At 61.3% G+C, this 24,180-nt stretch carries 20 protein-coding genes; 4 read left to right on the top strand and 16 right to left on the bottom strand.

Annotated features, from left to right (window positions below):
- Positions 1-3: 3 nt before the first annotated feature.
- The 5 genes from AC07UC_RS29950 to AC07UC_RS29970 all read right to left on the bottom strand — a co-directional run bounded on the left by AC07UC_RS29950 (position 4) and on the right by AC07UC_RS29970 (position 4,907).
- Positions 4-804, bottom strand: a complete 801-nt coding sequence (locus tag AC07UC_RS29950; RefSeq protein WP_140775097.1) for an IclR family transcriptional regulator — start codon at positions 802-804, stop codon at positions 4-6.
- A gap of 230 nt (positions 805-1,034) precedes the next feature.
- Positions 1,035-1,838, bottom strand: coding sequence for an ABC transporter permease (locus AC07UC_RS29955; protein WP_181180078.1), 804 nt, complete (start codon positions 1,836-1,838; stop codon positions 1,035-1,037).
- A gap of 1 nt (position 1,839) precedes the next feature.
- Positions 1,840-2,751: an ABC transporter permease gene (locus AC07UC_RS29960; protein WP_494908366.1), complete on the bottom strand. Its 912-nt coding sequence runs from the start codon at positions 2,749-2,751 to the stop codon at positions 1,840-1,842.
- Between the two features lie 2 nt (positions 2,752-2,753).
- Positions 2,754-3,806, bottom strand: a complete 1,053-nt coding sequence (locus AC07UC_RS29965) for an ABC transporter ATP-binding protein (RefSeq protein WP_494908367.1) — start codon at positions 3,804-3,806, stop codon at positions 2,754-2,756.
- Between the two features lie 54 nt (positions 3,807-3,860).
- Positions 3,861-4,907 carry an ABC transporter substrate-binding protein gene (locus AC07UC_RS29970; protein ID WP_494908368.1) on the bottom strand — a complete coding sequence of 349 codons (1,047 nt, stop codon included), beginning with the start codon at positions 4,905-4,907 and terminating at the stop codon, positions 3,861-3,863.
- A 219-nt stretch (positions 4,908-5,126) separates the two neighbouring features.
- Here AC07UC_RS29970 and AC07UC_RS29975 point away from each other — a divergent pair, with 219 nt between their 5' ends.
- The 4 genes from AC07UC_RS29975 (at position 5,127) to AC07UC_RS29990 (ending at position 9,036) form a co-directional block, all read left to right on the top strand.
- Positions 5,127-5,522: a hypothetical protein gene (locus tag AC07UC_RS29975; RefSeq protein ID WP_494908369.1), complete on the top strand. Its 396-nt coding sequence runs from the start codon at positions 5,127-5,129 to the stop codon at positions 5,520-5,522.
- Positions 5,515-6,159, top strand: coding sequence for a 4-carboxy-4-hydroxy-2-oxoadipate aldolase/oxaloacetate decarboxylase (locus tag AC07UC_RS29980; RefSeq protein ID WP_494908370.1), 645 nt, complete (start codon positions 5,515-5,517; stop codon positions 6,157-6,159). The genes AC07UC_RS29975 and AC07UC_RS29980 overlap by 8 nt, the downstream gene beginning before the upstream one ends.
- Before the next feature lie 65 nt (positions 6,160-6,224).
- The gene (locus tag AC07UC_RS29985) at positions 6,225-7,862 is read left to right on the top strand and encodes a GMC family oxidoreductase (protein WP_494908371.1); all 1,638 of its coding nucleotides are present in this window, start codon (positions 6,225-6,227) and stop codon (positions 7,860-7,862) included.
- Entirely contained in the window at positions 7,849-9,036 is a 1,188-nt protein-coding gene (locus tag AC07UC_RS29990) for a serine hydrolase domain-containing protein (protein WP_494908372.1), read from the top strand. The genes AC07UC_RS29985 and AC07UC_RS29990 overlap by 14 nt, the downstream gene beginning before the upstream one ends.
- A gap of 452 nt (positions 9,037-9,488) precedes the next feature.
- Here AC07UC_RS29990 and AC07UC_RS29995 read toward each other — a convergent pair whose 3' ends face one another.
- The 11 genes from AC07UC_RS29995 to AC07UC_RS30045 form a co-directional block, all read right to left on the bottom strand.
- Positions 9,489-10,973, bottom strand: coding sequence for an NAD-dependent succinate-semialdehyde dehydrogenase (locus AC07UC_RS29995; protein WP_494908373.1), 1,485 nt, complete (start codon positions 10,971-10,973; stop codon positions 9,489-9,491).
- Positions 10,974-11,433: 460 nt separating this feature from the next.
- Positions 11,434-12,384 (bottom strand): LysR family transcriptional regulator, encoded by a 951-nt coding sequence (locus AC07UC_RS30000; protein ID WP_494908374.1) that lies wholly within the window; start codon positions 12,382-12,384, stop codon positions 11,434-11,436.
- A gap of 7 nt (positions 12,385-12,391) precedes the next feature.
- Entirely contained in the window at positions 12,392-14,269 is a 1,878-nt protein-coding gene (locus tag AC07UC_RS30005; protein ID WP_494908375.1) for a hypothetical protein, read from the bottom strand.
- Positions 14,266-14,730: a hypothetical protein gene (locus AC07UC_RS30010; RefSeq protein ID WP_140775085.1), complete on the bottom strand. Its 465-nt coding sequence runs from the start codon at positions 14,728-14,730 to the stop codon at positions 14,266-14,268. Before AC07UC_RS30010 ends, AC07UC_RS30005 begins: the two co-directional genes overlap by 4 nt.
- Before the next feature lie 28 nt (positions 14,731-14,758).
- Positions 14,759-16,954: a flotillin family protein gene (locus tag AC07UC_RS30015; RefSeq protein ID WP_494908376.1), complete on the bottom strand. Its 2,196-nt coding sequence runs from the start codon at positions 16,952-16,954 to the stop codon at positions 14,759-14,761.
- 59 nt (positions 16,955-17,013) lie between these two features.
- Entirely contained in the window at positions 17,014-17,703 is a 690-nt protein-coding gene (locus AC07UC_RS30020; protein ID WP_494908377.1) for a bacteriorhodopsin, read from the bottom strand.
- A gap of 9 nt (positions 17,704-17,712) precedes the next feature.
- Positions 17,713-19,113, bottom strand: coding sequence for an ABC transporter permease (locus AC07UC_RS30025; RefSeq protein WP_494908378.1), 1,401 nt, complete (start codon positions 19,111-19,113; stop codon positions 17,713-17,715).
- Complete coding sequence (locus AC07UC_RS30030; protein ID WP_494908379.1) at positions 19,110-20,483, bottom strand: ABC transporter permease; 1,374 nt, start codon at positions 20,481-20,483, stop codon at positions 19,110-19,112. The genes AC07UC_RS30025 and AC07UC_RS30030 overlap by 4 nt, the downstream gene beginning before the upstream one ends.
- A gap of 29 nt (positions 20,484-20,512) precedes the next feature.
- Positions 20,513-21,469, bottom strand: a complete 957-nt coding sequence (locus AC07UC_RS30035) for an alpha/beta fold hydrolase (protein ID WP_494908380.1) — start codon at positions 21,467-21,469, stop codon at positions 20,513-20,515.
- Between the two features lie 21 nt (positions 21,470-21,490).
- Positions 21,491-21,895 (bottom strand): hypothetical protein, encoded by a 405-nt coding sequence (locus tag AC07UC_RS30040; RefSeq protein ID WP_140775079.1) that lies wholly within the window; start codon positions 21,893-21,895, stop codon positions 21,491-21,493.
- A gap of 35 nt (positions 21,896-21,930) precedes the next feature.
- On the bottom strand, positions 21,931-24,105 hold the full coding sequence (locus tag AC07UC_RS30045; RefSeq protein WP_181180076.1) for a YbhB/YbcL family Raf kinase inhibitor-like protein: 2,175 nt from the start codon (positions 24,103-24,105) through the stop codon (positions 21,931-21,933).
- Positions 24,106-24,180 lie beyond the last annotated feature (75 nt).

Raw genomic sequence — 24,180 nt, forward strand, 5'->3', positions numbered from 1 at the left:
GTGCTACACGGCAAGATTCGTGGTGATCTCGTTGCCCATCGCCTGGATGGAATGGATCAGATGCTCGAACCTGCCGGGCTCCGCGCCCACCAGCGCCGTCACGCAGGTGATGCCGATCGAGGCGACGGGAATGTTGTCCTTGCCAAAAATCGGGCGGGCGACGCAGGTCAGCCCCTCATGGGTCTCGTTCGCGTCGATTGCATAGCCGCGCTCGCGCGTGACCGCCAGATCGATGCGCAGTGCATCCGCGTTCATGATGGTGTTGCCGGTAAGGCGGACGAACTCGATGTTGTTGATCAGCGTCTCGCGCTGTTCCTGCGGCAGGAAGGCGAGCACGGCCTTGCCCACGGCGGAACTGTAGAGCGGCTCGAGAACGCCGATGCAATGGCGGATCGAGATGATCGAATCCGACAGCGCGAAGTCGGCCAGCAGCACCCGGTCGTTGACAAACAGCCCCAGATGCGTGGTCTGCTGGGTGATGCTGGCCAGCCGCTGCAACTGGTCGTGGAAGGAATCGATCAGCCGCGTTTTCTCGCGCAGCCGCGACGCCCAATAGTAGATGCGGCCGCCGACGTCATACTCCTTGGTCGTGGTGTCCTTGCGCAGGAAGCCGCGATGCTCGAGCGTCTGCAGGAAACGAAAGGCGGACGCACGATCCATGTTGAAGCGCCGTACAATATCCGACAGCTTGAGCGGCGCCGGCGCCTCGATGATCTCGTCGAGGATCCGCAGGCCTTTTTCGAGGCTCTGGATGTGGCCGGCCGGACTCTCGCCCTCGTGCGCGGGGTTCGGATTGTCCAACATTGTCTCCCGAAAGTTTGATTATGAAACAATGGAATAGGCTGTCGGCCCTCACCTGTCAAACGAACAAACCGGGCGCGTCTGGTCGAGCCCTGCGCAAATGCTGGCAGTACGAACACACCGTGACGCCAGATTGTCGATCCGATCGCCCGAGGTCCGCCAGACACTGACAAGCTCCCCAAGACAACAATTGTTTCTCAATGACTTTGCAAACACGCCGAACTCGGGCGACCTCAGGCCTTCAGCGCTGCCACACCCTTTCGCAGGATGACGATCACCGCCAAGGTCGCGACCACCAGCAACACCGTCGACACGACGGCGATGGTCGGGTCGATCTTGTCGCGCAGCGCGGTGAACATCACCTTGGGCAGCGTCGCATTGTTGCCGCCGGACACGAACATGGCCACCACCACCTCGTCGAGCGAAGTGACGAAGGCAAGCAGGCCGGAGGCGACAATGGGTCCACTCACTTGCGGCAGCACGACCCTGAGCCAGGCCTGGTGCCAGCGCGCGCCCAGGCTGCGCGCGGCGCGTTCCTGGCTGAAATCGAACTGGCTGAAGGCGGCGCTCATCACCACGAACACCACCGGGATCGCCAGCGCCACATGGCCTAGCACCAGCCCGGTCATGGTGCCGACCATACCGATGCGAGCCAGCACGAAGAACAGGCCGATGGCGATGAGGATCGACGGTATCACTGCCGGCAGGACGATGAGCCCGCTGACCAGCAGCCGCCAGCGCTGGCTCAGTTGCGTGGCGCCGTAGGCGGCGAAGATGCCGATCGGCACCGACACCAGCGTGGTCAGCGTACCGGCGGTGAGCGACGCGCGCGCCGCCTGGGTCCAGGTGATGGAGTCCAGAAAATATTGATACCAGCGCAGCGACAGCGACGGCGGCGGAAACGCCAGGAAATCCGACGATGAAAACGACATCGGTATGACGATGAAGGACGGCGCCGCCAGGAACACGACCAGCAGAATGGCAAGCAGCCATTTCAGTCGCTCGATAAGCGGCGTGTCCTCGAACCCATCAAGCATGTCAGCTCCTCTGCCGCGAAAGCAGGACGCGCTGCACCCCATAGCTCAGCGCGAACAGCAAGGCCGTGAACACCAGCAGCAGCACGCCGAGCGCGCTGGCGGCGCCCCAGTTGGAATAGTTGGACAGGCTGCGCGCGATGCGCATCGAGATGACGTTGACGTTGCCGCCACCGAGGATGGCGGGCGTGACGTAGAAGCCAAGGCTCATCACAAAGACGAGGATCGCGCCGGCCGCAATGCCCGGCACGGCGAGCGGCAGGAAAATCCGGCGATAGGTATAGGACTTGGACGCCCCCATGCTGGCCGCGGCGCGGATCAGCGCGCGGTCGATGTTGCGCATGGCCCCCAGCACCGGAAGGATGAAGATCGGCAGCATGATGTGGGTCATGCCGAGCACCGTGGCGAAATGGTTGAAGGCAAGCTCCAGCGGCGCCTTGGTGATCCCAAGCCACATCAGCATCGAATTGACGATGCCGGTGCGCTGCAGCAGCACCAGCCAGGCATAGGCCCGCACCAGCAGCGAGGTCCAGAACGGCAGCAACACCGCCGCCAGGAAGATCACGGAGCGCCTGGGCGGCAGGCCGTTGATGAAGGTGGCGAAGGGCACGCCTATCACAACGCACGCGGCTACCGTTGCCAGCGCGACCTGAAAGGTCGTGACGAAGATGCGCGCGTAGCTCGCTCCATCCAGGATGCGCTGGTAGTTCTCGAAACTTGGCTTGCCGTCGGCGCCGAAGGCCGACAGGAAGAACAGCCAGGCGCAGGGTACGAGGACGCAAAGCGCCACGACCGCCAGGCAAGGCAGCGTGAAGGCCAGGGAGACGAAGCGCTCAAGCCTGGCGTCCCATGCCAGCCGCCCGCCATTGTCGGCTTGCGCCGCAGAGTTCGGAATGGTCGCATTCAGGGCGGACATGTCTACACCTGAAGGAAATGCACGCGGTCGCGCCGAACGTGCAGGTCGATGGGCTGCCCCACCTGGAGGTCGGCGACCTCGGAACTGAAATGCTTTTGCGCGCGCGCCGTGATGGCTTGCCCGCCGGCAAGGTCGACCTGCAGCAGCCAGCTGTCGCCTTGGAAGACGACGCCTCGCAGCAGGCCGGCGATCGCGAACCAGTCGCTCTCGTCGCCGCTCCTGGCCAGGCAGAAATCCTCGCTGCGCACCATCAGCGCATGCGCCGAAGGCGCCACCGCACCGAGATCACCAGACACAACGCCGCGCGCCTCGGCCAACGGCAATATGGTCGCCTCGCCGATGAAGCGGGCGACGAACTCGTTGGTCGGCCGCCGGTAGATGGTTTCGGGACTGTCGAGCTGGACGATCCTGCCCTTGTCCATGACGGCGACGCGATCGGCGATTGTCAGCGCCTCGCGCTGGTCATGGGTCACGTAGAGCGTGGTGATCTGCAGCTTGTTGTGCAGTTCGCGGATTTCGATCTGCATCTCCTCGCGCAGGATCTTGTCGAGGGCCGATAGCGGCTCGTCCATCAGGAGCACCTTGGGCTCGAACACGATGGCGCGGGCGAGCGCCACGCGCTGACGCTGGCCGCCCGAGAGTTCGCCGATGCGCCGCGATCCGTAGCCGCCAAGCTTGACGACGTCGAGCGCCGCCAGTGCCCGCTTGCGCGCCGCGTCCTGCGGCACGCCGCGAACCTCCAGCGGAAACGTCACATTGGCCATGACGTCCATATGCGGAAACAGGGCATAGCTCTGGAAGACGACGCCGAAGCCGCGCTGATTGGCGGGAAGCCTGACGATGTCGCTGTCGCCGAAGAAGATCCGCCCGCGATCGGGGCGGATGAAACCGGCGACGGCCATCAAGAGCGTGCTCTTGCCTGAGCCCGAGGGACCGAGAATGGCGACGAATTCACCGGCCTCCACCGTCAGGCTGACATCGTCGAGGGCGCGGAAATCGCCATACATCTTGGACACGGCCTCGATGCGGACCGATTCTGCGGAACGACTGCTCATATGACCTGTCTGGCTGCGGGTGGAGGCCGGGGAAAGAAGCATAGGGGACAGCGCCTATTCGGTCATCATGTCTTCGAACAACTGCTGGACGTGGTCGTTGTTCTTCGCCCACCAGTCGATGTCCTGAACGATCATCGCGCCCGAATTGGCCGGGCTCGTCGGCAGCACGGCCTCGGCTTCCTTGCTGATGATGCCGGTCTTGTAGGCGCCCTGGTTCAGCGGACCGTAGGAGACGTATTTGGTGAGGCCGGCCTGCGACTGCGCCGACGACATCTCGTTGATCATCTTCATCGCCTCGGCCTTGTGGGTCGAGCCCTTGGTCACCGCGAAACAGTCGTAAGTCAGGATGCCCTGGTTGTAGGTGTAGTTCACGGGGCCCCCAGCTTCCTTGGCGGTCTGGAAACGGCCGTTCCACCCGGTCGTCATGTCCACCTCGCCGTCCTTCATCAACTGCCCATGCTGCGCACCCGAAGACCACCAGACGGAGATACTGGGTTTCAGCGTTGCGATCTTGGCGATGGCGCGTTTGATTCCGTCCTCGGTGCCCAGCACCTTATAGACATCCTTGGGCGCCACGCCGTCGGCCAGCAACGCCATCTCGACCTGCGCCTCCGCGTCGGAACGCATCGAGCGCTTGCCCGGAAATTTCTCGACATTCCAGAAATCGGCCCAACTCGAAGGCGCGTCCTTGGCGTAGGTCTTGGTGTTCCATGCCATCACCGCCGCGTAGCCGTAGATGCCGACGCAATAGGGCGCCGCCGTTCCCGGCAGGAACTCGGAAGCGTCGACGGCCTTGTAGTCGATTGGCTCCAGCATGCCTTCGGCCCCGGCGATCGCCGCCTGGTAGCCACTCATGATGATGATATCGGTCTTGACCGAATTGGAGCCCACCTCGAGCCGAAGTACGTCGAGGGCGTTGTCGGCCGTCTCTTCCTTCACCTGGACGCCGAGCTTCTTAGCAGCCGGCCCCCAGAGCACGGCGCGCCCACCTTCCTGTACGGCACCGCCGGGCGTGTTGAGCGTAAGCGTTGCCTCATCGGCGGACGCCGTTCCGGCAAACGCGGCCGCAAGAATGCCTGCAGCCAGTATCGAACCACGCATAAATCGTCTCCCATTCTTGTTCAGGTCGTTAGCAATTGTTGTTTTTAACACAACGTTTATGCCTAACAATTCGATGTAAGGCCACAGGGCCACCGATTGTCAAGCAATTTCGTTGGCTTTTTGCGATGATCGCAATTTCTTTTTCTTATAAAACAATTTCTATTGATCAAGATTCCGGCGGTCGATATGGGTAACCCGGACCAAGGAGGATGGCGCCAGATGAGTGACGGCGAGGCAAAACTGATCAATCTCGCATTCCGCGTCGGCAGCGTGGCCGAAGCGGAGGCGCTGGTTGAAAGCACAGGCGGCTGGTCGAAGCGGGCCATGCACGACATCGATGGCGAACAGTTCCTGGAAGCCCGCTTTGGCGGCATCAGCATCAATTTCTTCGAGACCGCGCTCTATGACGGAAAGAACGCGCCTTCGGCCGGCGGCTTCCTGCACGCAAGCTTTGCCGTGCCGAGCCTTGCCGCCATTCTCGAAAATCCCGACTGGAACGCCAGGCTCATTTGGGGCCCCTCCACGATTCGTGGCGGCTTCGGCCATCGCCGGATCGCCTTTTTCGAACCACTACCCGGCTGCCGCATAGAATTGATGGAGGAAATCGATGATTGAAGCATCGCAGTTGCGGTTCTTCGCCCGCGCTGGCGCGGCCACCGTCTATGAAGCTTACGGGCGCATCGGCGATCTCGATCCGGGCGTGCGGACGATGGTGCCAGGCCTCGCGATTGCCGGTCCGGCCTTCTGCGTCAGCTGCGAGCGCGGCGACAATCTGGCGCTGCACCGCGCGGTGGCCGAGGCAGCGGCCGGCGACGTGATCGTGCTGTCTGGTCATGGCGAGGCCTGCGGCTATCTGGGCGACATCCTCGCCGAGGCGGCGGCATGCCGGGGCATTGCCGGTGTGGTGGTGGACGGCTTCGTGCGCGACGCGGCAGAGCTAAACAAGATGCGCTTTCCCGTATGGGCCCGGGGCCTGGCCATCCGCGGCGCGACCAAGATCCATGCCGGATCGATCGGTGCCCCGGTACAATGCGGCGGCGTCCGCATCGCGCCCGGCGACCTTGTGGTCGCCGATGACGACGGGGTGTGCGCGGTGGCGAGCGTCGATCTTAGCCGCGTCTTCGAAAGCGCCGGAGAGCGCCTTGCACAGGAAATCGCGATGCGCGACCGGCTGCGCCAAGGCGCGCTGACGCTGGATCTTCTCGATCTTCGCAAATATCTGTCGGCCGCCGGCGAGGAACTGCCGCGATGATCCATTGCCAAGACTGTCGCCGGCCGCCCGCGTGCCAGTCCCTTTCGTGTCCGAGGTCCTAGACGATGCCCGATGCCCAGAATGCCCTGCTGCTTGACGGCGGCCCCTATGACTTCATCGTCATTGGCGCGGGTTCGGCCGGTGCGGTGCTGGCCGCGCGCCTTAGCGAAAGCGGCCGCAAAAAGGTCCTGCTGCTCGAAGCCGGCCCCAGGGACCTGAACCCCTGGATCCACCTGCCCATGGGCTATTCCAAACTGTTCACCGACAGCCGCTACAACTGGATGTACGAGAGCGAGCCGGAGAGCGCCCTTCGGGGGCGCGTGCTCTACCAGCCGCGCGGCAAGGTGTTGGGCGGATCGAGCTCCATCAATGGCATGATGTATGTGCGCGGCAACGCCGAGGATTTCGACGATTGGGCAAAGGCCGGCTGCGACGGCTGGTCTTATGACGAGGTCCTGCCCTATTTCCGCAAGGCCGAAGACCAGTCGCGCGGTGCCGACCATTGGCATGGTGCCGGCGGCCCGCTGAAAGTGTCAGACCAGTCGTTCGACCACGAACTGCCGAACGCGCTCTGCGCGGCGGCGGTGCAGGCCGGGCTTGAGCGCAACGACGATTTCAACGGCGCCGCGCAGGACGGCTTCGGCTACTACCAGATGAACATCCACAGAGGCCGGCGCTGGAGCACGGCGCGCGGCTATCTGACCCCGGCCCGCAAGCGCGCCAACCTCAGGATCGTCACAGGTGCCCGGGTGGAGCGGATCGTCGTCGAGAACCGCGTCGCCACAGGCGTATTGTTCAGCCAAGGCGGGCAAAGGCGGATCGCGACAGCTGGCGAAATCATCCTGTCGGCAGGCACAATCGCCTCCCCGCAACTACTCATGGTGTCCGGGATCGGGGCCGCCGCGCCGATGCAGGACCTCGGTATCGGCTGCGTCCTTGACCTGCCGGAAGTCGGCCGCAACCTGCAGGACCATACCTGCGTCCAGCTGATGTTCCGCTGCACCAAGCCGATCACCGTCAACGACATCGCCAACAGTCTGGCGAGGCGGATCGGCGTCGGCATGCAATATGCTGTCACCCGCAAGGGCTACCTCGCCGAGACCGGCATCTATGTCGGCGGCTTCGCGCGCAGCGACGATACGCAAGACCGGCCGGACATCCAGATGGCGATGGCGGCCTGGAGCGTCGGCGAGCGCACAGCCAAAGGTGCGAAGCCGCATCCATTTTCCGGCTTCAGCTTCAGCCCCGAACATGTCAATCCCGATGCGCGCGGTGCGGTCACGTTGCGCTCAGCCGATGCCATGGCCGCGCCGAGGATCAGCTTCAACTTCTTCCAGACCGAATACGACATCCGCGCCATGACCTTCGGTATAAGGTTGGTGCGCAGGATTTCCGAGCAGCCAGCCATGAAGCCCTACGTCGCCTCGGAATTGCAGCCGGGCAAGGACGTACAGACCGATGACGAGATCCTCGACTTCATCCGCCAGAAGGCGGGCTCCGACATCCATGCCGTCGGCACCTGCCGGATGGGCCCTGATGCCGGCGCCGTGGTCGATCCACGCTTGCGCGTGAACGGCATCGCTGGCCTGCGCGTGGTCGATGCCTCCATCATGCCACGCATCGTGCGAGGCAACACCCATGCCGCCGTGGTCATGATCGCGGAAAAGGCGGCGGACATGATCCTGGCCGATGCGCGATCCTGAACCCGGGCGCCTGCCCCGTCCCGAGGACCTGACACTGGCCAACTGGGACCGCGCGCCTCGCAATCGCTGGGCCTACCAACATGTGAGCGATTTCCTGCCCACGGCCCCCATCGCCGGCGCGGAACCGATGCCGCTCATAGCGGCGCACACCGGCCTCGACCTCGCCGCCCTCACCTTCGTCGACCATCGCGGCGACAGGGTCAATGCGGCGGCCGTGCTCGACGGCTCATGGACCGACGGCTTTCTCATCCTGCATCGCGGCCGGGTCGTCGTCGAGGATTACAAGAACGGCATGCGGCCTGGCAGCGTGCATCTGACGCAGTCGGTTTCGAAATCGGTCGTGGCAGCGCTGGCCGGCATCCTCCATCACCAGGGCAGCCTCCCGCTGGACAGGACCGTGGCGGCCTATGTGCCCGAATTCTCGGACTGCGCCTATCGTGACGTCACCGTGAGCCAGTTGCTGGACATGACCAGCGGCGTGCACTTCCCCGAGGATATGGCGGACCCCGTGTCCGGCATCGGCCTGATGGACATCGCGGTCGGCTGGAAGCCCGCGCCGGCGGGGAATACGAGCGCGAGGACAGTGCGCAAGCTGGTGGGGTCCCTGCGCGGCCTGTCGCGCCCGCACGGCCAGGAGTTCGAGTACCGGTCGATGGAAACCGAAGTGCTGGGTCTTTGTATCGAGGCGGCCGTGCGGGGCAGGCTCGCCGATCTCGTTTCCGAACTGATCTGGCGACCCATGGGCGCCGAGGACGAGGCGAATTTCGCGGTCGATCCGGAAGGATATGCCATCGCCGACGGCGGCCTGTCGGCAAGCCTGCGCGATCTCGGCCGCTTCGGCCTGATCTACGCGCAGGACGGCTGCGCCAACGGCAGGCAGATCGTGCCGGAGCAATGGGTGGCGCACACGCGCATCGGCGACACCAGCCTGTTCCCCGAGCGCTACCGGGCCGACCGCCCCAATGGCGCCTACCGCAACCAGTTCTGGATCGCCGATGTCGATGCCCCGGTCATCCTGGCGCTAGGGGTCTACGGGCAGATGGTCTATATAGATCATCAACGGGATTTCGTCGGGGTGAAACTGTCGACCTGGCCGAAGGCCATCAACCCGGACATGCGCATCGACGTGCAGAACCTGATGGGGACGATCGCCGAGAATCTCAGTTCGATCTGAAGGCGGTCTGACGGTTTCGGCTGAAATTCGGAGACGTGCGGTACTCGGTTTGGCTCTCGGGCTTATGTGGCTGAAGGTCGACCTTTTGCGCTGTGCTGACCGCTTGCCGCCGTTGCTTTCTCCCGCGCCGCGCGACGGTTCTGCCTGCCAGAGGCGAGACCTCGTGCGGCCCGCCCAATTCAGCCCCGCCCTAGGATAGTACCCATGAACGGATTGTAGAATTCCTCCGGGGCCGATTGCGCTGAAGAAGGCGCGGCCTTGGCCGAACGGATGGCGACATCACTATGTTCAAGAACATTGGCGGCAGTCGTTGGCGCTTCACGCCAGGGTTTCGAGTTCTGCCTCGTGAACTGACATCACTCTCGTTCGAGGCACCCGGAAGTCGCTGGTTCCATGCAACGGCCCCTGGATCCCACATGCACCTCCACACATGAGCGCCAAGCCTGCGCGCGTTAAGCGATACCGCCGAAGCAAAGATATTTGAGTTCCGTGAAGTCATCGAGACCGTACTTCGAGCCTTCCCGCCCAAAGCCTGACTGCTTGATACCGCCGAACGGCGCTACTTCCGTCGAAATCAGGCCAGTGTTGATGCCGACCATGCCGTACTCGAGGGCTTCGGCCACAGCCCAGACGCGCGACATATCCTTGGCATAGAAATAGGCCGCCAGCCCAAACTCGGTGTCATTCGCCATGGCAATGACATCCTCCACCGTATCGAAACGGAACAGGGGTGCCAGGGGACCAAACGTTTCTTCACGGGCTACCGCCATTTTGGCTGTCACGTCGGTCAGGACGGTCGGCCAGATGAAATTGCCGCCCAGGGGGTGCTCCGGGCCGCCGGCCACGATGCTGGCGCCATGAGCGACGGCGTTTTCGATGTGGCGCCTGACCTTGGCCACGGCGCGATCGTCGACCAAGGGACCGATCTCGGTGCCTTCCGCGAAGCCGTCGCCCACCTTGAAGGCTTTCACACGACGTGCAAGCTTTTCCGCAAACTCCTCGTAAATGCCGGTCTGCACGTACAGGCGGTTGGCGCAAACGCAGGTCTGTCCGGCATTTCGATACTTTGAGACCACGGCTCCCTCGACAGCGGCATCGATGTCGGCATCGTCGAACACGATAAACGGTGCGTTGCCGCCCAGCTCCATGCTGAGCTTCATCACCTGCGCCGATGCTTGCGCCATAAGTGTGCGGCCGACTTCAGTGGATCCGGTAAAGGTGAGTTTGCGTACCTTTTCGTTTTCGCAGACCTCATCACCGAAGTCCGAACTCTTGGTGATCGGGACCACGCTCAGCAAGCCGGCCGGGACCCCTGCCCTTTCCGCAAGCACGGCCAGTGCCAAGGCAGACAGAGGGGTCAGGGCTGCCGGTTTGAAGACCATCGAACAGCCGACCGCCAAGGCCGGAGCGATCTTGCGCGCCACCATCGCCGAAGGGAAATTCCAAGGCGTCACGGCCCCGACGACGCCTACGGGTTGCTTGATTACGACGATCCGCTTGTCACGAGCATGCCCAGGGATGGTGTCACCATAGACGCGCTTGGCCTCCTCGCCGAACCATTCGATGTAGGACGCGCCGTAAAGGATTTCGCCTTTCGACTCTGCGAACGGCTTGCCCATCTCGGCGGTCAAGATGGTGGCCAGATCATCCAGATTCGCAATTGTGAGATCGTACCAGCGACGCAGAACGGCAGCGCGCTCCTTGCCCGTACGGGCAGCCCAGTCCTTCTGCGCCCCATAAGCTGCGTCGATGGCTTTCGCGATTTCCACTCGCGTGAAATCCGGCAATGTCGCCAGCACCTCGTTCGTTGACGGGTTGGTAACGTCGAAGGTTTGGCCGGACTGCGATCGACCGAGCCATTCTTTGCCGATCAATCCCGCTTCGCGGACCAGGTCCTTGTCCTTGATCCTGCTTAGGAGCGTCGCTGATACGGCCATGACTATTCACCTTTACTGGATTGCTGGCGCCCGCAATTAACCATCAGGCGCTCCGCGCGATACGGACTTGGGGACGAGCATCCCCGGCGGCGTCGAAAGAGCCCCAGCGAACGTCTCGAGCGGTTCCGAACTACCGCCGGCGACAAGTTGCGCGCGGGCTTTTTGCAAGAGTTCGATCGCCGTCACCGGGTTGTCGGGATCGCCCTTGGTGTCGTGGCGTGCAGCGGAGACACGTCTTGCGGGGGCGGTTTCCACTACGATCTTGGCTCCCCATGCTTCAGGTGACGGTCGTTCCCTCCAGCGCGCCTGGTATGGCTCGCTCCATATCCTGCTTTTCCGATACCATCGCACCGGAAGGGGGTCCTCCGTCAAATAGCGTTTTGTAATGGGAGATATAGCGAAACGGCACACTCGGCTCCCTACGGGGTGATGGTAGGGCCGCGAGGCAATGCCTCTTATTCTAGCCCTGTCCCAACGACACCGTGTCTGCGCTACCCTGCGATTTCTTCAGCCGCTGCGCCAACCGGCGGATTTCGTCAATCAGGATGGGGAGGACGACATGCTGGGCCGCGCTTTCCTGCGGCCGCACCAGGGCGATGGTTCGCGTCATATCCCTGTCGGCGATGGCGGAGGCACTCAATGCGTGTTGAGAGAGTTCACGGGCCACGCTTGAGTGAGGCAGAATGGTTGCATATTGCGTGGCCTTATCAGCGATCACGGTTTTGACCGCGCCAAGGGAATCGAGTTCCAGCTCTGGCTTGAGGGCAATGCCCTTTGCCCGGTAGACCCGATCGATAATTCGCCGCAACTCATGGATTTCGCTGGGGAGGATCAGCTTCAGACGGCTGATATCGCTGAGCTGGCGCGGTGGCTGGAGCTTCACACCGGCATAGGACGTTACAAGTACAAGGCGCTCTGAGAACAGATCGATGATATCGAGCCTTTCCGGCGAAGTAGGCCGATAGGTGAGCGCGGCGTCGAGACGTCCGCCGCGCATGAGGCTGGCGAGGTCGCCGCTGTAGGCCTCGACCACGTTCAGCGTCACGCCCTGATATTGACCTCCGACGAAACCGCGGATGTCCTCGAGGAACAGCGAAGCGATAGTTGGGCAGATGCCCAGCGATATCTCGCCTTTCAGTCCATTGGAACGCCGACGCATCTCGCGAACGGCGTCATCCAGGCCATCAATGTGAAGGCGGGATTGACCCAGCAGGAACCGGCCTTCTGCCGTAGGCTCGGCGCCCCGCCCGCTGCGGTTGATCAGGGAAACCCCGACCTCCTTCTCAAGCAGTTTGATCTGCCGCGTCAGCGAAGGCTGCGCTACGCCGATGGATTGGGACGCGCGAGAAAATCCTCCGTGCTCGCACACCGCAATGAAATAGCGCAGGCGCCTGAGATCGATGCCCTCCATCTCCCCGCTACCTGCCCGTGACACGGTCAACGAGCCGGGCAATCCACGGCGTCGTGGTTGGCTCAAACAAGGGGTTGACGTCAGGCACGAGGTTGATCTGGTGGCGCGGCAGTTGATCTATCACGGATAGCCGGCCCTGATAGGCTAGCCACCACACGATGAAGACGCCGACGAACCAGAACAGCACCTGCCAGATTAGTAGCGATGGCACGCCCGGCGCCACGACAGTTCCGGCAAAAATCGGCTGGCTGAAGAACTTGTTGCCTAGGATCGCTCCAGGCCCGAGCGCGAAGAACGCCCAGAGCAGGGTCAGCGACCATTTCGCGGTCGTGGCCGCAGGGTTGCCATTGCGCGCCGGTTGGCTTTTCTCAAATGCATCGTGGAGGCGGTCCCTGCGATCTCTTTCAGCACCACTTCGCGTGAACAGGGAGACCAGGAGGCACGCCGCAAAATTCGGGATCAGCCCCCATCCGGCCGAATGCACCGATAGAGGCCAACGACCCCACGGCAGGTCGATGAACAGTCGCTCGAACAGGACCAAGCCGAAGCTCTCTGTAAACACCACGAAGAGACCTCCGACAATTAGCCCCGTCAGCACACCGCTGCGGCTAATCCAACGCACCCAGCAAAGGCCTAGTACTGCCGGCAGGAGCTGCACGGACAGACTGAGCGTGAGAGACGAAAAGATCGTCGCGCCGAGCGGCGCATAACTCGCGGCGATGGCGACGGCGCCATAGACGAGGGCCAAGGTTACACGTGCCGCAAACCGCATCGTGCGTTGGTCCATGCCCGGAACAATGTAGCGGGAAGTGAGCTCGAGCGTGCAAATGGAAGCACCCGATCCGGCGAAAAACGCCACGGCAATTTGGGATGCCGCCACCAAAAGAACAATGAAGCCCACCGCCACCATCTGGTCGAGCGATGCAAGGCGCGTGGTGAAGGCGGTCAGAGGTCCTCCTGCCGCGATCTCGCCGGCCAGGATCGGCCCGACCAATATCAGTGCACCGGCCGCGACCCCCGCGATCATCCAGACCTGGCCAAATGCAAAGCCGCGATGCGGCTTACTTGTCATGCCGAGGAAGCTGAACCCGGGACTGATGGCGATGCCGCCCAAAGAGAGTGCGAACGTCAATCCCGCAAACGTCGTCCAGATGCCTCCGATCGGGAGTTCCTTGCCGATACCGGCTGTGAACTGGATCACTCCGGGGATCATGTCGGGCAGCACGCCCCCGGTTGTCGCAATGCCGCCAGCGGTAAACGCGAGCTTGCCAACCGTGAAGCCCGTGAAACCGCCGAAGAACAGAAGGAGGGCCAGGACCAGCAAGGACTGGGCGGCAACGAAATAGGCGGTGCCGCGCCAGCCGCCGATCACGCTGCAAACGAAGAGCGCAAACGCAATCGCCCAGATTGCAAGCCCGGACGGGATGTCGCCCGCGGTTGAAGCGTCCACCAGTTCGCCCGCCTGAGACAGAGCCATCGCCGCGAACGGAATGGTGAAGAGAAACAACAAGACAAGCATGAAAATGCGCAGGGTGGTGCTGCCAAAATAATCGCCGAGCAGGTCACCCAGGGTTCGCAACGAGGTCAGTCTCGAAGCGAGCCACAGGCGCTTCTGCGTGAGGGCTGCGACGAGGGCGACACAGATGATCCCGACAGCAATCTGATTGTATTGCAGGCCGAAGGTGGAGAGCAAAACCAGGTGGCCCGAAAGGCTGAGACTAGCCAAGGTAATGCCGGCACCAGCGAAGATGATCACCCAAGGCGGCAATGATTGACCGCCGTCCACGAAGTCAGACGCCTGCTGGGTGTGACGGCCGCTGATGGTTGCGAGATAGAGACCGAAGACCGCAACGATAGCGAGTATGGAAACCAGCAGGGGGGTCATTCGGAGGCTCGCGTCGAACGGGTTGAATCTCGGTCGCCCGAACGGAAGTCGCGGATGGCGTCGAACCCTTCAAATGCCTGTCGCGCTCCATACCGGATGATCAGGTAGAAAATCACCACGGCCCCTGTGGTGATAAAGCCGACGCTGAGCGGCATGAAGTTATGCACGGCCAATGGCGCGCCAACGAGCGACAGAGCTACGAAAAGGACGAGGCCGAATCCATAGATGATGAGGCCAAGTCCCAATTCGCGGGGCGAGAACCCTGTGCCGTAAACAGCATTTACGATCACATGCGCCACAAATCCCGCCAGAATAATCGCGAACCCGGAGAGGAGATAAGGCGCCCCGCCTTGGCCGAATCCGTAGTCAAACAAGAATGCGGCCGGCAGGGCCGCTGCCAACCAGCACGCCATAACCAGGGCGTGGCGGTCTAGCGTTTCATTTGGGCCGAGCGGGGTCATGAAAGATTCTCGCTAAAGCGGGCCGCGTTCAGTCGTCCTTGTCCTTGGGAGCATCCGGCCCCTGGAAGTTGCGGAACGACATCCCGCCCGCGCTCCCGAGATTCTCGATCGGCAGCCCGAGGTCCTTCATGAGCCCGTCTACGAACGCTACCTGGGTGCGGTACTTCATGGCGGAGTTCACGACGCGATCCGTCATGTTGCCGCCACCCGAGCCGCCATTGCCCGCGCCAGCCGTTTCCGAGGGGCTGTTGAGGCCTGGCAGTCCATCGACCTGCAGGATCTTGATAGATTCGATGTTTTCCATCGGCTTGACCGTCTCGCGAATAATACTCGGCAGATTGCTGACGAGGTTCTCGTAGATGGCACTCCGCCTGCTGGCGTCCGAACGGGTGTTTTCCGACTCGTTGAGCATGCGCTGCCCGGCGGCGTCTTTGGCGTAGCGGATTTCGGCTGCGTTGGACTCGGCGATTTCAGCCTGCGCCCTTAGTTCCGTAGCTTCCTTCTCGGCTTTTGCCGAAGAGACCACGCGTTGGGCGTCGCGCTCGACCCTGGACGAAGACTGGATAAGCTCGATCCGCTTGATGCGTTCGGCCACCTCTTCTTCGCGTGCGCTGTTGACCTGCTCTTCCTGTTCAACCTGCTTTTTCAGGGCTTCCGCGGCTTCCGTCTTCGCGTAGGCTTCCTCGATCGACTTGTTGATCACCGCGATGAGCCGTTCCTTGTCGACGATTTCAACCTCCTTCTGCTGTTCGATCTCATACTTGTCGACAAACTTCCGCGCCGCGATGCGCAGCTCATCAATCTGGCGGTTGGCCTCGATCGACGCGTCCTGGATTTCTTGGAATGCCTTGGTCTCGGCAAGCTTGATTTTCTGGTTTTTCTCGATCTCGAGTTGCACGATTTCCTCGTCAACCCTCAAGCGTTCGACGTCGACATCGTAACGCTTCTGCAGGCGCGCCTTTTCCTGGTCCGCTTCGGCAAGCTCATTGCTGATGCGAACCTCTTTTGACTTCGCCACGGCCAGCAATTCAATGGTTTTGTCGGTTTCGATACGGTGTGTCTCGGTGACCCGTTGGTTCTGCAGTTTGGCCTGGTCGATCTCGGCCGATGAGGTCGTCTCAATAATCGACAACTCCTGTCGCGACCGGATTTCCGACTCCTTCACATGCTGCTCGTTTTCGATCCTCTCGGCCTCGACTTCCCGGCGGTTCTGGATCCGTTGCATCTCGAGCTCGCGGCGCGACATGATCTCCGTCAATTCAGTCTCTTGCTGTTTCTTGATCTCCAGCGACCGAACCTCCGACTGGGTAGTGATCCGTTCGGAATCAATCAGTCGGTCCTTGGCGATCCGGATCCGCTCGCCTTCTTGCTCGCTGCGAATCCTGGCGTTTTGAATACTGATCGTGGAGCTGGACCGCTCTGCCTCGATTTCCGCCAACTGGGAGGCCTTGCGGATTTCGATTGCCTGCGTCTGTTCAATGCGAGCGTACTCAAGGTCACGCTCGATCTCCAGAGCCCGCTGCTCCGTCTCGAAATCCTTGAGCTTGATACCAATCCGCGATTCGTTTTCGATGCGGTTGCGGAGCTGACGGCGCTCTTCAATCTGCTCGGTCAGCTGGGTCAGTCCTTCAGCATCGAACGCGTTGGACGGGTCAAATACAGAAATGGCGGTCTGGTTGAGGTTGGTCAGCGAGGCGTTTTCAAGCTCGAGACCGTTGGAGCCGAGAGTTGTCGCCGCCAGAGCGGCGACCTCGCTCATGTAACGACCGCGGTTGGTGTGGATCTCATCCATCGTCATTGTGGAAGCGATGGCCGACATTGCGTCGACGAACCGGCCCTGAACGATCTCTTTTAGCGCGGCCGGATTCTGGGTGCGCTCTCCGAGCGTCCTGGCGGCGGTCGAGACACCGGCTTCCGTCGGCACGACCCGCACGAAGAACTCGGCGATGATATCGATGCGCATCTTGTTCCTGGTGATCAGGGATTGCTCGCCGAGTCTCCTGATTTCCACCGGGATCGCGTTCATGTTGACGCGAGTGATGTCGTGGACGATCGGGATGATCAGCGCACCACCGCCCATGACCACTCGCTCGCCCCCGAGGCCGGTCCGGACGAAGGACTGGTCTTTTGACGAGTGTCTGTAAAGCCAGTGCAGCAGATAGACACCGATCGCGATGATGATCGTTACGAGAATAACGATTGCGATCACATCTGAGCCATTCATGGGAAGATCCTCCACTTAACCGCGGGCGCCGAGCAGATTGGCGCGAAGATTGACAGCCCTCAGAAACGCTCCTCGCCGGCGACGGCAAGTACGATCATTGAGGCGGCGATGAGATTGATAAGGTCAGCAACGGTGTAGAGCACGATGATCGGCGCCACATGTCCCGTGCCGATAACGACATCCACGAAATGCAGGATCGGGTAGATCGCCCAACCGATGGTCAGGATCAGCCTGATCCAGAAATAACCGAGCCGGATTGGCCGCGTCGACTTGCTGACGGCATCCGCCATCGCGCCGAAATACATCTCGCCGAGAATGTAGAGCCAGAAGGCGATCGACAGCAGCACGCCAAGGGTTGGATTGAAAATCCGTGCGTCACCAAGGTACCGTGCGAGAACCATCAGGATTGCAGCTGCCAGTGTCCGCCAGAAGACACCGACGGGCACTTTTCCCGCGATACTCGCAAAGAAGAACACCGAGGCCACCTGCATCGGCTGAACCACAAACCACGCAACATAGCGCGAAGCCGCACTGAGCTGCTGGCCCGTCAGCCAAATGTTCGATGCAGCGTAGTATTCAATACCCGATGCGAGAAGCGCGACGCCTGACAGGGCCAGCGGAACCCGCCACCGCTCGGACGTCCACGTCAGCCCCAGCATCGCCAGGGCAGCGGTTGCAAACGTGGCAAGGGTAGCAACGCTGAGCGCGGTGCTCACAACGGCGCTGGACTGAAAGAGTGTTCCAAACATGGGCTTTCCCTAAACTTGGGCTCTGATGTCTGGGGCGCGGCCGTAGAGCGCGACCATCGGCAGGATCAGAAGACCGAAAATGAACTGTTGCCATTCGTATTTGAGCCCGATGCCGATCAGGAAGGCACTCAGGACTTGCAGGACGAGAACCCCGATCACCGTGTAGCCATAGCCACCGTACCCGCCCATGAGCGAGGTTCCGCCGATCACCACAGCAGCCAGGGTTGTGAAAAGATACTGGTCACCGACCCCGATGAATCCGCCGCCGCTCCATCCCAGCAGCAGGCATCCTGTCAGCGCGGCCGAGAAGCCGCTTATGGTGTAGGCCACGGTCCAGTATTTGAACTCGGATACACCGATGAGCTTGGCGGAACGGCGATTGCCGCCAAGAGCATAAATATACCTGCCAAAGGCGGAATACCGCAGTCCGACAATGACGATGATCGCAATGACGATCCACAGGAGGATTGTCGGCGGAACGGCCAAACCGAAGGTACGACCATTCATGGCAGCGAGGTTCTGGAGCCATTTGGGCACTGTCCCAAAAACATTGCCGCCAAATGACGATCCGATGCTGGTCAGGATCTGGACCAGACCTGCAATCGCAAAGCCCATGCCGAGCGTCAGGATCAAAGCCTGGCCCTGCAGCCTGTATGACAGGACGCCGTTGAGGAAACCCAGAGTGGCGCCGATGATCAGCACAAAGACGACTGCCAGCCACGATGGCACGCCGAGCCCGATCAGGAAGAGCAGCCCGATATTCGAAGACCCGATGACAAATGGGATCGACAGGTCCAAGCCGCCCAGCAGCGCAACCAGCGTTTGGCCAACACAGGCGATACCCAGGAAAGCGGCAAACAGCAGAATCGCCTTGATATTGGGAGCGGAGAGAAACCCGTTGATCGTGAAGGAGCTGATCACAATCAGCGCCAGCAGGACAATCAGCCCGATAAACGCACTCCGGCCGTGAGCGAAACGGTTGCTGACCTTGAACGCGAAGACCAGGATCGCTTCCAGCAAAAGGAAGGCGATCAGGTTGCCAAGGCTTCTGAAGGACGGGACCGTAGCGGTGATCAGCAGGTACACAATCAACATCACCGACATGGTGATGATCAGAACCCGGTTACCGGCCCAGACGCCGCCGGCAGCGGCGGGCGCGCGCTCCGAGTCCAGTGACGAAGGCCGCGGCTCAAATATGACCGCTATGTAGTTGATCAGCCAGAAAAGCACCGCGGCCAGCACGACCGTGTAGAGAATGACAACCTGGGCGCTGATTCCCTGCCAGAATCCCAAGCCAAAGCTGATCGCGGCAACTACGAACGTGACCGCCAGGTTAAGCCACACCAAAGCGCGTGATCGCGGAACAAACAGGCCGCCACTGCGGCTGCCGTCGCCAAACGTCTGGGTCATGTCGTGATCCCCACAAATTGTCCTGCCGCCAAAATGCCGGCCGCATGGCTTTGCTCGCCGACGACCAGAAACAGGAGCAGGATGAGTGCCGAGACGAACACATAGATGAACGCGCCGAGGCGCACCGATACGGCTTCAGACACGACCACACGGACCGTAAAGGTCAGCACGGCCAGTATCGCGGCGAAGCCAAAGACAGCCTTTTGAAGCGGGGAAAGGTCGGGCAAAGCGGCTCCGCTTCCCGGTTGCGGGGGCAGCAGCAAATAGCGGGTCAACACGTCCGGATTGGTCTTCAAGGCATCACTGGCCACAGTCGCCACGCCATAGGTATCGCGGGTGCTGACATACAGCATGATCCCGAGAACCACGCAGCCCAGGACGACAAATGCCGCGAAGGGCGAAATGAAATAAAGGTATCGCCCGATAACTGGGACGAGCAGGGTCAGCAGCAGCGAGAGAACGAGGATCAGCCCATAGAAAAGCTGCGTCACAAACGCTTGCGTCGAGCCGAAATTGAACGTGGCGAGCACATAGCCGATCAGGAAGAGGTTGAGCGCGCCGAGCAGCCCACCCGCCACGCCACCGCGCCCGCCGGACAGGCTGACGCCCCCGAGCACGAGGGCGGTCACCGCCGTCAGCGTCATGGTGGTGCCCTGCGTCGGATCTCCGGAGGAAATCAGCGCGGTATAGCAGATCGCGCCGAGGCCGACGAAGAGACCGGCGATGACATGAGCACCGATCCGAACCACGTTGATGCGCACGCCGCTGGTGTAGGCCGCGCGCTCATCGTAACCCATCAGACGCAGGTTTGCGTAGAACGAGGTCATGGTGAACAGCAACCATGCCGCGATAGCCAGCAACACGATCAGAAGGACCGGTGAAAAGATGGTGTTGCCGAGGCCCCATGACGACATCCAGTCAGGCGCGGTGCCGCCAGGTCTCGGGAGGATGACGAGGTTGATGCCGGTCAGGGCCAGAAAGCCACTCAGCGCTACAATGATCGGCTGGACACGCACGAATATGATGATGAGGGCGAAAAAGAGCTGGTAGAGCACGCCGATCCCAAGGGCGACCAGAATGACACCAAAGGGACCCGTCACGATGCCAAGCCCGTTGAGCTTGACGATCGTGACATTGATGAAAGCGAGCAGCGGCCCGACTGCCAAGTCGACAGTGCCGCGTCCCGCCACAGCCAGGGCCATAAGGGAGAATGTCGCCAGTATCAGGGGCGCCGACACGATGATCGCGCTGCCGAATCCCGATAACGATACGAGGTTCGGCCCCCTGATGACCGCAGTGCTCAGGAGCAGCGCGATCAGCAGGATCGGGACCAGCAGGTAGGTGTTTTGGGAGGCCCTGGACTGCGACATTACCATTTGTCTTTCGTTGCTAACGCAACCTAGAACTCAATGACCTTCCGGCCCTCGTTGGGCCGCTCGTTGCGAGACGATGACCGGCTTTCAGAAATGCTCCGCCCCGACAGGGCATTGCCGCCTTGACCGCGCCTTTCCGGATCCGCATTGAGGATTTTCTTCAGCACGGGAGAGATGACCTCCTTGAATTTCGCCGGGTCTTCCGACGTCGGGAAGTGACCGCCGCCAAAGATGATGCATTCGGAATTCTTGACCTTTTCGGCGGTACGCTGGGTCATTTCCGGCGTACAGGCGAAATCGTACTCGCCAGTCAGGAAGTAGATCGGCACCTTCCCCGAGATTTTCTGGCACTGGTCGCGGAAATCCGAATCGACGCTGTAGAAATAAAGGTCGCCCTTGAAAATGCCCGGGCCGCCCTGCGCGTAGTACCACCAGGTTTCCCACCGATAATCGTCGGGAGAGAGCGGCGCCATCAGACCGAACACCGAGGTCGCGACCACTTCGCCACCATGGATGTGGGGGTGGTGCAGCGGATCGATCCACCATCCCGGCGAATAGTCGCAGGCTTCAAGAGCGATGAAGGCAGAAAACTCGCTTTCATAGCGCAGTGCCAGTGCCAGGCAGATGTTGCCGCCCATTGACTGGCCCATCAGGACCGGCTTGCGCAGATCCAGCGCCCGGCAGAACGCCACGATGAACTCACAATAGAATTTGGTCGTGAGTTTGTATTCGTCTTCCATCAGATGGAAGTCTGCCGGCGGGATCGATTTGCCATGCCAAGGCATGTCGAAGGCGATGACACGGAAATTCTGGCTGATATCGGGATCGCACAGCTGATGCCGGTACTGGCGCCCGTCAGTGCCGGCGGTATGCAGGCAGACCATCGGAATGCCTTCGCCGTGCTCCTCGTAGTAGGTGCGATACGTTTTGCCTTCGCACTGGACATAAACGTAACGCCCGACAATCGGATCGTGTGTATTCATGACAACTCTCCTGCGCTGCCGTTAAACTTGTCGCATCAGCGAGAGCATACGCGTCAGCGCCCGCAGATTCTGCCAGAAGGGGAGCGAATTGCCCTCAATAATCAGCTGCTTGTGCAGCGGATGCGCCATCGCCCAGATGTCGTTGAACATCGGCGGCGGGACTTCCTGGGCAAACTTCGACCAGGCGCTGCTCGGAGCCTTGAGCCAAAACTCCACGCCCATGTCATTGGGGGTGAGACCCTGTGCAATCTTCTGAATTTTGCCTCCCCGAACATCCACCAGATACTCGGTGTCATCGAAACCCAGGACGAATTTGCTCGTAAAAAAACGGCCGACAACCGGCAGGATACGGTCATCGTTGACCTTCCTGGCCCATCGCTCGATCCATTCCAGATCAAAGCTGCTCCTGCTTCCATATCTACTCATATGATCCTCCTGATTGGGGAATTCCTGACCCGTTCCTAACCGGGTAGTGACTTCTTTGCGGGCCCGTAAACTGCCACGAACGACGCTGCATCGATCGCAACCGGCATCACTGCAGCCGCAAATACCGCGAAATCGGCTTCGGCCGGCAACTCGACTTTGTCCACCTTCAGCGCATAGAGCGTGAAGAAATACCGGTGCGCTCGGTCCGGCGGCCAAGGTCCGCCGTATCCCTTGCCAAATCCCGGGATCTTGAATGTCACGAAGTCGCTGTTGAACTCGACAGCGCCGTGCGGCATTCCCAGACTCCCGCTCGCCCCTTCCGGCAGTTCCCTAAGTTCCGCCGGAATGTTTGCCACCAGCCAGTGTGCAAACGAGCGGGGGAAATTAAATGCTTCTGGCAGATCAGGATCGGTGATGGCCAACGCGAAGCTGCGCGTGCCTTCCGGAGGACCTGACCAAACCAACCTGGGCGAGAGGCGGTTGTCTTCGGCGAACCGGTCAGGGATAACGCGCCCCGGCGCAATATCCGGACAACTCAGCACGAAAGATGGTGTTGCCGCCATATGGTTCACCTCCTGGTTCAGCAGGGTCACAGACCTCGGCACCGGCCGGCCCTGCTCAAGTCTCGGACTGTGGCTATCTGCGACCGGCATCGGGTTGTCCGGGTCATTCTCGTTGGCGGCCTCCCCGGGCAACCGCGCCGTTGCGCGGCGACCGAACATGGCATTGAGGATGACGTGTCCGTCGAACGGCGGCTCAAAATCAGCCGAAATCGCGCCATTGCGAAACACGTGAACCCGCGTGCACAGGTTCAGGAATTCTTCGAGCTCGCTGGATAGGAACACCACCGCGTTGCCGCGGGCCGCGAATTCCTTGAGGTTGCGGTAAAGGTCCAGCTTGGCCCCGACGTCGATGCCGCGGGCCGGATCGTTGAGCACCAAAACTACCGGCTTTTCGGCAAAGGCCCTCGCAATCAGCACCTTCTGCTGGTTGCCGCCGGACAGCGATGTGATCAGGTTCTGGGGGCTTCCCATCTTGACGGCCAGTTTGCTGGACTCCCACTCGAAAACCGGCGTCAGCTTGGTCCGGTTGATGAAGTTCAGCACACCGCCGGACCGGAACTCGCGATACACCGGGAGCAGCAGATTTTCGTATATGCTCAGATTGGCGAAGATGCCTTCTTTCTTGCGATCGCCGCTCACGTAGCTGATGTTGTTTCGTCGCGCCGATGCGAGATCAGTAACCTCGCTGGCCTTGCCGTCATTAACCACCACCAGCCGGCCGGCAATCGGAGACTGGATGCCGGCGATGCACCTTACGAAATCCGCCTGCCCTTGCCCGTCCAGGCCGGTGATCCCGATGACCTCGCCAGGGTACACCGTGAAATTGACAGCTGCAGCGTCTGACCAGACCCGAAGGTCAGTCGCGCGCAGGACCGGTCGGTCGCCAAGGCGCGTCGGCAAAGACTGATCACGGCTGGTCCCGCTGCGCTCGGCACCGGCAATCAGCTCAAGAATCCTGGACTCGGTGATCTCCTCTTTGGCCAGCTTGCCGACATCCACGCCGTCGCGCAGGACCGTCGCGCGGTCTGCAATACGCACCAGCTCGGCGATACGGTGGGTGACGATCAGAATGCTCGCCCCCCTTTGCTTCAGCTGCCGCATCTTGCGGAACAGCCTCTCCGTGGAATCGAAGTCGAGCGCGGCGGACGACTCATCGAGGATCAGGACCTTGGGATCGGTCAGCAGAGCCCTGGCGATCGTGACCCACTGTTTGACGCTCAGGGGCAGTTCGCCCACGAGGCCGGAGAGGTCGATGTCGAAGCCGAGGAGCTCGCGCATCAGCGCGGCTGCCTTGGCCTCCTTTTCCTCCCGGTTCATGGATGAACCCAACAGGCTGTCCGCGCCTAGGTAAAGATTGTCCAGTACCGAGCATTCATCTGCAACAAGCACCTCCTGAAAAACATTGGAGATGCCCAGCTGGCGCGCTTCGTGTGGAGACGTTGCCGACTTTCCAAGGATTGAAACCTGGCCGCTGTCGGGAATCAGAACGCCGGAAATAACCTTCGCGAGCGTGCTTTTGCCCGAGCCATTACCACCAATGATCGCGTGAACCTCGCCCGCATACGCCGTCAGGTTGCACCCGCCGAGCGCTACCGTCGGCCCGAAGGTCTTCCTGACCGATGAGAGTTCAACCGTGGGGTACGACATCATAGGTCCAGTTGGCCGACGTTGGTCGGCTAGACTTGCATGGAATGAAGGAAATGCCACCCCGTCGGCGTCGAA

It is taken from the genome of Mesorhizobium sp. GW821-FHT04C10 (assembly GCF_059420305.1).

Bases quoted from the DNA above. Each gene is read 5' to 3' on its own strand.
- AC07UC_RS29965 (WP_494908367.1), bottom strand. From the start codon at position 3,806: ATGAGCAGTCGTTCCGCAGAATCGGTCCGCATCGAGGCCGTGTCCAAG.
- AC07UC_RS29955 (WP_181180078.1), bottom strand. From the start codon at position 1,838: ATGCTTGATGGGTTCGAGGACACGCCGCTTATCGAGCGACTGAAATGG.
- AC07UC_RS29960 (WP_494908366.1), bottom strand. From the start codon at position 2,751: ATGTCCGCCCTGAATGCGACCATTCCGAACTCTGCGGCGCAAGCCGAC.
- AC07UC_RS29980 (WP_494908370.1), top strand. From the start codon at position 5,515: ATGATTGAAGCATCGCAGTTGCGGTTCTTCGCCCGCGCTGGCGCGGCC.
- AC07UC_RS30020 (WP_494908377.1), bottom strand. From the start codon at position 17,703: ATGTTTGGAACACTCTTTCAGTCCAGCGCCGTTGTGAGCACCGCGCTC.
- AC07UC_RS29970 (WP_494908368.1), bottom strand. From the start codon at position 4,907: ATGCGTGGTTCGATACTGGCTGCAGGCATTCTTGCGGCCGCGTTTGCC.
- AC07UC_RS29995 (WP_494908373.1), bottom strand. From the start codon at position 10,973: ATGGCCGTATCAGCGACGCTCCTAAGCAGGATCAAGGACAAGGACCTG.
- AC07UC_RS30030 (WP_494908379.1), bottom strand. From the start codon at position 20,483: ATGTCGCAGTCCAGGGCCTCCCAAAACACCTACCTGCTGGTCCCGATC.
- AC07UC_RS30010 (WP_140775085.1), bottom strand. From the start codon at position 14,730: ATGACCCCGCTCGGCCCAAATGAAACGCTAGACCGCCACGCCCTGGTT.
- AC07UC_RS29950 (WP_140775097.1), bottom strand. From the start codon at position 804: ATGTTGGACAATCCGAACCCCGCGCACGAGGGCGAGAGTCCGGCCGGC.
- AC07UC_RS30045 (WP_181180076.1), bottom strand. From the start codon at position 24,105: ATGTCGTACCCCACGGTTGAACTCTCATCGGTCAGGAAGACCTTCGGG.
- AC07UC_RS30035 (WP_494908380.1), bottom strand. From the start codon at position 21,469: ATGAATACACACGATCCGATTGTCGGGCGTTACGTTTATGTCCAGTGC.
- AC07UC_RS29985 (WP_494908371.1), top strand. From the start codon at position 6,225: ATGCCCGATGCCCAGAATGCCCTGCTGCTTGACGGCGGCCCCTATGAC.
- AC07UC_RS30005 (WP_494908375.1), bottom strand. From the start codon at position 14,269: ATGACCCCCCTGCTGGTTTCCATACTCGCTATCGTTGCGGTCTTCGGT.
- AC07UC_RS30015 (WP_494908376.1), bottom strand. From the start codon at position 16,954: ATGAATGGCTCAGATGTGATCGCAATCGTTATTCTCGTAACGATCATC.
- AC07UC_RS30025 (WP_494908378.1), bottom strand. From the start codon at position 19,113: ATGACCCAGACGTTTGGCGACGGCAGCCGCAGTGGCGGCCTGTTTGTT.
- AC07UC_RS30040 (WP_140775079.1), bottom strand. From the start codon at position 21,895: ATGAGTAGATATGGAAGCAGGAGCAGCTTTGATCTGGAATGGATCGAG.
- AC07UC_RS30000 (WP_494908374.1), bottom strand. From the start codon at position 12,384: ATGGAGGGCATCGATCTCAGGCGCCTGCGCTATTTCATTGCGGTGTGC.
- AC07UC_RS29975 (WP_494908369.1), top strand. From the start codon at position 5,127: ATGAGTGACGGCGAGGCAAAACTGATCAATCTCGCATTCCGCGTCGGC.
- AC07UC_RS29990 (WP_494908372.1), top strand. From the start codon at position 7,849: ATGCGCGATCCTGAACCCGGGCGCCTGCCCCGTCCCGAGGACCTGACA.